We start from the raw sequence: 8,317 nt of genomic DNA, 5'->3' as shown, positions 1-8,317 counted from the left end.
GCTCACCAACGGGGCACAGCCAGCCGTCGAGGAGGTGTCGCGATGAGCCTGTCCCCGGTGGAGGGCGTGGCCCTGGCCGAGATCGAGTCCGGCGGCGGGGACGCCCGCGCGCCCCGGGAGAAGCGGTTCGTCGGCCGCTCACCCGGGCAGCTCGCCTGGCTGCGGCTGCGGCGCGCCCGTACGGCCATGGTCAGCGGTGCCCTGCTGATCCTGTTCGTGCTGGTGGCGCTGGCCGCGCCGCTGATCGAGGCGCTGTACGGGATCGGACCACGCGACCAGTTCCAGAACAAGCTGGACGGCTTCGGCATGCCCCTCGGCTACGCCGGCGGCGTGTCCGGCGACCACTTCTTCGGACTGGAGCCGGGCCTCGGCCGGGATATCTTCATCCGGCTGGTGCACGGGCTGCGGACGTCGCTGTTCATCGCCTTCGTGGCGGCGGTGATCACCACGGTGATCGGCATCGTCCTCGGGGCGCTCGCCGGTTACCTGGGCGGCTGGCTGGACGCGGTGGTCAACTGGATCACCGACCTCACCCTCGCCATGCCGTTCCTCATCATCGCGCTGGCGCTGACCCCCACGCTCACGCTGCGCTTCTACGGCGAGCGGGACGCGGTACCGCCGGCCTTCGGGGTCGGGGTGCTGATCGCCGTCTTCGCCATCTTCGGCTGGACGAGCACGGCCCGGCTGGTGCGGGGTCAGGTGATCGCGCTGCGGGAGCGGGAGTTCGTCGAGGCGGCGCGGGCCAGCGGGGCCGGGCTCGGGCACATGCTGTTCCGGCAACTGCTGCCGAACATCTGGGCGCCGATCCTGGTGGCGTTCTCGCTCGCGGTGCCGCAGTTCATCACCAGCGAGGCCGCCCTGTCGTTCATCGGCGTCGGCCTCACCGAGGAGACGCCGAGCTTCGGCCGGATGATCTACCAGAGCCTGGACTACCTCCAGACCGACCCGGCGTTCGTCTTCTTCCCCGGCATCACGATCTTCGCGCTCGTGTTCGCGTTCAACCTCTTCGGCGACGCGCTGCGCGACGCGCTCGACCCGAAGTCGTCCCGGTAGGTGCTGACATGGCGCGCTTCCTGATCAAGCGGATCCTCTCCGCCGTGCTCACCCTCTTCGCGGTGAGCGTGCTGACGTTCCTCATGTTCTTCGCGCTGCCGCGCGACCCGGTCAGCGGCATGTGCCCGAAGAACTGCAACCCCGAGCGGCTGGAGCGGGTGCGCCAGGAACTGGGCCTGCGCGACCCGCTGCTGACCCAGTACGCGGGCTACATGAAGGGCATCTTCACCGGCCGCGACCTGGGCAGCGCGCAGGGCGGGCGGTGCGACGCCCCCTGCCTCGGCTGGTCGTACGTGAACAACGAGGCGGTGCTGGACACGATCACCCGGGTGCTGCCGGTGACACTCAGCATCGTCATCCCGGCCGCGATCCTCTGGCTGCTGCTGGGCGTCGGGCTGGGCATGGTGTCCGCGCTGCGCCGGGGCACCTGGCTGGACCGGGCGGCGATCGGTTTCTCGCTGACCGGCGCCTCGCTCCAGCTCTACTTCGTCGGCGCGGTCCTGCTGCTGGTGTTCGTCTACAACCTGCGGCTGCTGCCGGTGCCCAGCTACACGTCGATCCTCGAGAATCCGCTGAGATGGGCGAGCGGCCTGGTGCTCGCCTGGCTGGCGCTGGCCTTCCTCTTCTCCGCGATCTACGCCCGGCTGTCCCGGGCGCAGATGCTGGAGACGCTCTCGGAGGACTTCGTCCGTACCGCGCGGGCGAAGGGGCTGGCCAAACCGACCGTGTACGGGCGGCACGCGCTGCGTGCGGCGATCACGCCGGTGGTCACCATCGCCGGCCTCGACGTCGGCGCGGCCCTGGGCGGCACGGTCATCACCGAGACCACCTTCGGCCTGCAGGGGCTGGGGCGTACGGCCGTGGAGGCGGTCCGGGCCGGCGACCTGCCCACCATCATGGCGACCGTGCTGATCGCGGCGGTCTTCGTGGTGGTGGCCAACGTCCTGGTGGACCTCCTGTACGCGGCCATCGACCCCCGCGTCCGGCTCGGCTGACTCCCACCCGCTCACGAGGCGGGTGGCCGCCGGCCGGGCGGCGGTGAAATTTATCGACAACTGTTACACAACTCGTAGATTTTCTTCTTTACGATCCTCGGGACGCCGGTGGTCCACCGGCGCGACCGGGGTGGAGGAGGTAGGAATGCGACCACGCGTGGCGGCCGCCGCAGGCGGCGCGATCGCACTGGTGGTGGCCCTGGGTGCGTGCTCGAAGAACACGGGCGAGGGCACCACGGTGGACACCAACCGGCAGCAGACCGGGGTCATCGCGACCGACCCGAAGGCCTCGAAGGGCCCGGCGGCGGAGGTTCCCGGCGCCCAGAAGGGCGGCACCTTCACCATCATCCGGGAGACCCCCATCTCCCACCTGGACCCGCAGCGGACGTACTCGTTCGCGGGCCTGATGGCGTCCCCGCTCTTCTCCCGCTACCTGACCACCTGGAAGGACGACGGCAAGGGCGGCCTGGTCCTGGTCGGTGACCTGGCCGAGACGCCGGGCACCAACGTCAACAACGACTGCAAGGTCTGGGAATTCAAGATCAAGGACGGGATCAAGTTCGAGGACGGCCGCCCGGTCACCAGCAAGGAGATCGCGTACGGGATCGCCCGCTCCTTCGACCCGGACCTGACCGGCGGACCGACCTACATCCAGGAGTGGCTCGCCGACACCCCGCAGTACGACACCAAGTGGGACTTCAAGGCGAACAAGGCTTCGCTGCCCCCGGGCCTGACCACGCCGGACGACAAGACGCTGCGCTTCGAGTTCGCCAAGCCGCGCTGTGACCTGCCGTTCGCGGTGTCCCTGCCGACGACCGCGCCGCTGCCGGCCGACAAGGACACCGGCGTCAACCTGGACAACCAGCCGTTCTCGTCCGGGCCGTACAAGATCACGAAGTACACGGCCGGCACCGAGATCGTGCTGGAGCGCAACGAGCACTGGGACGCGAACACCGACCCGGTGCGGCACCAGTACCCGGACAGGTTCGTGTGGTCGTTCGGCCCGACGGCCGACGCCGCCAACAACCGGGTGATCGCCGACAACGGCGCCGACCAGAGCGCTCTGGCCTGGAACTTCGTCCCGGCCTCGCTGGTGGCCAAGGTCGCGAACGACCAGGCGCTGAAGTCGCGGACCATCCTGTCCCCGACGCCGAGCGCCAACCAGCTCGTCATCAACACCCAGCGCGTGAAGGACCTGAAGATCCGGCAGGCGCTGAACTACGCCATCGACCGGGAGGGCATGGTCAAGGCGCTCGGCGGGCAGACCGTCGCCTCCCCGATGACCACGCTCATGCCGCCATCCACCATCGGCTACAAGGCGTACGACGCGTACCCCGCCGGGGCCACCGGCAACGTCGAGAAGGCCAAGGAGCTGCTCGGCGGCCAGACCCCGGAGCTGGTCCTCGGTGTCGCCGACAACAGCACCGAGCAGCAGCAGGGCGCCCAGCTCAAGGCCAACCTGGAGCGGGCCGGCTTCAAGATCACCGTCCGGAACATCCCGGACGACGCGAAGCTTGACGAGATCAAGAAGAAGGACAACCCCTGGGACCTGTACATCGGTAACTGGGCGGCCGACTGGCCGAGCGGCGCCTCGATCCTGCCGGTGCTCTACGACGGCCGCACCATCAAGGCCGAGGGCAACAGCAACCAGTCGTACTTCAACGACCCGGCGATCAACGCCGAGATGGACCGGATCCTGGCCCTGCCGCCGGCCGAGCAGGGTCCGGAGTGGGGCAAGCTCGACGAGCGGATCATGAAGGAGCACGCGCCGGTCGTGCCGCTCTACGTGGACGTGGCGTACGTCGTGCACGGCTCGAAGGCCGGTGGGGTGTTCATCTCCAGCGTCTTCGGGTACCCGTCCTTCGTGAACGCCCACGTGAAGCCGTAACCCGTACCGCGGAAGCGGGCCCCGGTCGACAGCGTCGTCGGCCGGGGCCTTCCGCGTTGACTAGGGCCCCTTCCGCCACGGAGGCGTTGACGGGGGCCCTTCCGTTCACCCCAGGTGGGTACGGAGGAAGTCCAGCTCCAGCTTCAGCAGGCGCTCGCGGGTGCCGCCGGCCGCCATGTGCGTGGCGCCGGTCAGCGGGAGCACCGAGTGCGGACGCCCGGTCGACAGCAGCGCCGCCGACAGCCGCAGGGTGTGCGCGGCCACCACGTTGTCGTCGGCCAGCCCGTGCACCAGCAGCAGCGGGCGGGCCTGGTCGGGGCCGGTGACCGGCTCCGCGGCCAGCTCCACCAGCGAGTGGTGGGCGTACACGTCCATCCCGTCGTCCGGCAGGCCCAGGTACCGCTCGGTGTACGCGGTGTCGTACAGCGCCCAGTCGGTCACCGGCGCGCCGACGATCCCGCACCGGAACAGCTCGGGGTGGCGCAGCACGGCCAGCCCCGCCAACCAGCCCCCGAACGACCAGCCCCGCACCGCCACCCGGCCCAGGTCCAGGTCGGGGTGCTTGTCGGCGAGCGCGGTGAGCGCCTCCACCTGGTCGGTGAGGACCACGTCCGCCATCCGCCGGTGGATGGCCTTCTCGAACGACGGCGCGACGCCCGGCGTACCGCGGTTGTCGACCACCACCACCGCGAACCCCGCGTCGGCCCACCACTGCCGTTCCAGCCACGCCGACCGGGCCGCGAGGACCTCCTGGTGGCCCGGGCCGCCGTACACGTCGAGCAGCACCGGCAGCCGGCGGCCGGTGACGTGGTTGTCCGGGTAGAGCACCGCCGCCGGCAGTCGGCGGTCGGTCACCCGCTCCAGCAGGGGCAGCGGCGAGTACGGCGGGGTCGCGGCGAACGACCGCAGCTCCGCCACCTCCCGGTCGCCCTGCCACACCGTCCAGCGCAGGCCGGCGTGGTCCAGCGAGGCGCTGCCGACCACCAGGACGTCACCCCCGACGGCCGCCACGTGCCAGCCCGAGTCAGTGGTGATCCGGCGGGCGTCGACGCCACCGCCGATGGTGGTGCGCACCCGGAACAGGTGCTGCTCGCTGGGCTCGCCCTCGCTCGCCTCCACGACCAGGTCGGCCGGCCCGCTGCCCGAGACGGCCGGCAGCCGGCCCACCACCCGGCGGACGTACAGCGACGGCGGGGTCAGCAGCGTGCCGTCGGCGAACAGGCAGCGGGCGTCGTACCCGTCGTGGGCCAGCTCCCCGCCGACCAGCACGCGGCCGTCCGGCAGGTGGGCGGGCGTGCCGGGGATCGGGTCGACCCAGCGCGGGTCGGCCAGCTCGGCGTGCACCTGCGTCTCCCCGGTACGCGGGTCCACGGCCAGCACCAGGCCGTGCTGCTGGGACCGGCGCAGCACGGTGATCAGCGGCCCGCCGTCGGCCCAGTGCACCGTCGTCAGGTATGGGTAGGTCTCCCGGTCCCAGTGCACATCGACCCAGCCGTCGTCGAGGTCGAGCAGGTGCAGGCTCACCTCCGCGTTCGGCCCGCCGGCCCGGGGGTACGCGACGCCCGTCGGCGCGCTCGCCGGGTCGGCCGGGTCGTGCAGGTGCCAGCGCTCCAGCCGGGACTCGTCGACCCGCGCGGCGAGCACCGACCGCCCGTCCGGAGCCCACCAGTAGCCCCGGAACCGGTCGAACTCCTCCGCCGCGATGTGCTCGGCCAGGCCCCAGGTCACGCCGGAGTCCTCGCCGGCCAGCATGGTGTCGGTGCCGTCGTGCTCGACCACCCGCAGCTCGCCGCGCCGCACCCCGTCGGCCTCGTCCGTCACGTACGCCAGCCGCTGCCCGGTCGGGTCCGGCCGCGGGTCGAGCACCGGGCCGGCGGTGGCGACCTCGACCACGTCGCCGTGCACCAGGTCGGCCCGGAACAGCCGGCCGCCGAGAGCGAAGACCGCCACCCGGCCGGCCGAGTCGAGGGCGTACGAACCGATGCCGGAGGCGCTCAGGCGCAGGCGCTCGCGCAGCGCGCGCTCACCGGGGCTGAGCGCCTCGGCGTCGCCGCCGAGCAGCGCCGCCGGGTCGGCGACCAGCCGTTCCTCCCCGGTGGCGACGTCGAGGAGCCAGAGCGCGTCGGCCGGGTCCTCCGGGCCGGCCGAGCGGAGGAAGACCACCCGGGCGCCGTCGTCGGCCACGGAGACGGCGCGCGGTGCCCCGTGGCGGAACCGACGGGTACGTGCGGCCAGCTCCGGAAAGTCCACACGTCGGATCGTAGGACGGCGCCGGAGGTGATGTGGCCGACCTGCGTGGACGCGTCCGGGCCGGTCGGGGACAACCGCCGGATAGAGTGACGGACGTGACGACGCTGCCCGACCGCCGGCTCCTGCTGGTCCACGCGCACCCCGACGACGAAGCCATCGGCACCGGCTCGACGATGGCGCACTACGCCGCCACCGGCGCCCACGTCACGCTGGTGACCTGCACGCTGGGCGAGGAGGGCGAGATCCACGTGCCGGCGCTGGCGCAGCTCGCCGCGGCCGAGGCCGACCAGCTCGGCGGCTACCGCATCGGTGAGCTGGCGGCGGCCTGCCGCGCGCTCGGCGTCGCCGACCACCGGTTCCTCGGCGGCGCCGGCCGCTACCGGGACTCCGGCATGATGGGCCTCGCCACCAACGAGCACCCCCGCGCCTTCTGGCAGGCCGACCTCGACGAGGCCGCCGGGCACCTGGTCGAGATCATGCGCGAGATCCGGCCGCAGGTCATGATCACGTACGACGGGAACGGCTTCTACGGCCACCCCGACCACATCCAGGCGCACCGGGTGGCGATGCGCGCCGCCGAGCTGGCCGGCGCCGAGGGCTTCGGCCCGGCGAAGATCTACTGGACGGCGATGCCGCAGAGCGTGCTGGAGGCCGGAATGGCCCACTTCGCCGGCTCGTCGGACAACCCGTTCGTGGGCATCGAGGAGGCCACCGAGCTGCCCTTCTGCACCCCCGACCCGCAGATCGCCGCCCGGATCGACGCGACCGACCAGCACGCCGCCAAGGAGGCGGCGATGCGGGCCCATGCCACCCAGATCCCGGACAACTCCTGGCTGTACTCGATCGCCGGCAACTTCGGCAGCGAGTTCATGGGGGTGGAGTACTACACCCTCGCGGTCGGCGAGAAGGGCCCCGGCTCCGGCCCGTACGGCTGGGAGGACGACCTGTTCGCCGGGCTCGCGGTCGCCGACGGTCCGGACCGGTCACCGGTCGGCGCGGCCGGTTCCCGGTGACCCTCCCCGCCGCGCCGATGTCGGTCGTGCCCGACGAGGGCGTGCCACCGCTGCCGGACCGCTCCGGCCGGGCGGTCGACCTCGTCCTGCGGGTCGCTGGCGGCCTGCTCTCCGTCGTCGGCGGAGTGGTGAGCGCGGTGCTGGAGCTGCTGCTCGCCCCGGTCCGGGTCGGCGGGTACCTGATCGGCGTCGCGGTGCTGGTGGCGGTCGGCGCGAACGTGGCGCTGAGCTGGTTCGCCCACGCCACGGTCGCGCGCCGGTGGGCGGTGGCGCTGCCGGCGGTGCCGTGGTTCGTCATGGTCGCGGTCGCCGGTATCCGCACCTCCGAGGGCGACGTGCTGCTGACCGGGACGTGGGTGGACCTGCTGCTCGTGGTGGCCGGCGCGATGACGTTCGCCGTGATGGGCTTCCGGCGGGTGCTCGCGACCCCGCCCACCCGACCCGGGGCCTGACGACGCACAGCTTCTGGTGGTAGATATTCCTGCCAGGGAGGCCCGCCGGAGGGCGGCGGGCGGTACGGCGGGAGGCGTGCGATGAGGGAGCGGTGGCGCGCGGTCGGAATGCTCGCGCTCGCGCTGTTCGTGGTCAACGTGGTCGCCCGGCTGATCATCCGGTTCGGCTTCGACGCGGACGACACCGCGGCCGCCGACCGGGTGACACTCGGGATGTTCGTGACGCTCGGGCTGATCCTGGCCTCGGTCGCCTTCGTCTGGAGCCGGCACCGGCCGGCCGCCGAGTGGGGGGCGGACGTGGCGGCGGCGATCGGCGTCGCGCTGGCACTCACTCTCTTCGTGGGGCCGTTGCTGGTCGGGAAGAGTCCGTTCGGCGACGGCGCGGGCACCTTCTTCGCCCAGATCTGGCTGTACGCCGCCGCGTCCGGCATCGGTGTGCTCCTGGGCTACCTGCTGGCCGTCGCGCTCGGCCTCGACCACCGGTCGCAGCGGCTCAAGCGGTACGCCGAGACGAAGGCCGCCAAGCCCCGCAAGCCGGTCCGCCGCTGACCTCGGCCTCGCGGCGTTCACAGCGGCGCCAGGTGGGATCTGGCGCCGCTGTCAGGTCCGGGCCGGGCACCGGTCGGGAGCGGCCGGCCCGAGCACGCCGGGTCCGGTAGCGGACGC

General features: G+C 72.2%; 7 protein-coding genes. 6 read left to right on the top strand and 1 reads right to left on the bottom strand.

The annotated features are described in order from the left end of the window. The first annotated feature begins 42 nt into the window (after positions 1-42). The 3 genes from HCJ94_RS10165 (at position 43) to HCJ94_RS10155 (ending at position 3,936) form a co-directional block, all read left to right on the top strand. On the top strand, positions 43-1,053 hold the full coding sequence (locus tag HCJ94_RS10165; protein WP_168000719.1) for an ABC transporter permease: 1,011 nt from the start codon (positions 43-45) through the stop codon (positions 1,051-1,053). 8 nt (positions 1,054-1,061) lie between these two features. Beyond that, the gene (locus HCJ94_RS10160; RefSeq protein WP_168000718.1) at positions 1,062-2,048 is read left to right on the top strand and encodes an ABC transporter permease; all 987 of its coding nucleotides are present in this window, start codon (positions 1,062-1,064) and stop codon (positions 2,046-2,048) included. Between the two features lie 145 nt (positions 2,049-2,193). Continuing rightward, positions 2,194-3,936 (top strand): ABC transporter substrate-binding protein, encoded by a 1,743-nt coding sequence (locus HCJ94_RS10155; RefSeq protein WP_168000717.1) that lies wholly within the window; start codon positions 2,194-2,196, stop codon positions 3,934-3,936. Positions 3,937-4,041: 105 nt separating this feature from the next. On the opposite strand, the gene HCJ94_RS10150 is transcribed toward HCJ94_RS10155, so the two are convergent. Beyond that, positions 4,042-6,186, bottom strand: a complete 2,145-nt coding sequence (locus HCJ94_RS10150) for a S9 family peptidase (protein ID WP_168000716.1) — start codon at positions 6,184-6,186, stop codon at positions 4,042-4,044. Positions 6,187-6,272: 86 nt separating this feature from the next. Here HCJ94_RS10150 and mshB point away from each other — a divergent pair, with 86 nt between their 5' ends. The 3 genes from mshB (at position 6,273) to HCJ94_RS10135 (ending at position 8,200) form a co-directional block, all read left to right on the top strand. Next, positions 6,273-7,199: an N-acetyl-1-D-myo-inositol-2-amino-2-deoxy-alpha-D-glucopyranoside deacetylase gene (gene mshB, locus HCJ94_RS10145; protein ID WP_168000715.1), complete on the top strand. Its 927-nt coding sequence runs from the start codon at positions 6,273-6,275 to the stop codon at positions 7,197-7,199. Between the two features lie 17 nt (positions 7,200-7,216). Continuing rightward, entirely contained in the window at positions 7,217-7,651 is a 435-nt protein-coding gene (locus tag HCJ94_RS10140; protein ID WP_168000732.1) for a hypothetical protein, read from the top strand. Between the two features lie 81 nt (positions 7,652-7,732). After that, positions 7,733-8,200, top strand: coding sequence for a hypothetical protein (locus HCJ94_RS10135; RefSeq protein WP_168000714.1), 468 nt, complete (start codon positions 7,733-7,735; stop codon positions 8,198-8,200). Positions 8,201-8,317 lie beyond the last annotated feature (117 nt).

This window comes from Micromonospora thermarum (assembly GCF_012034245.1).
GTDB lineage: Bacteria > Actinomycetota > Actinomycetes > Mycobacteriales > Micromonosporaceae > Micromonospora > Micromonospora thermarum.
The sequence above is the reverse complement of the archived record's forward strand: the minus strand, read 5'-3'. Positions and strand labels throughout refer to the sequence as shown.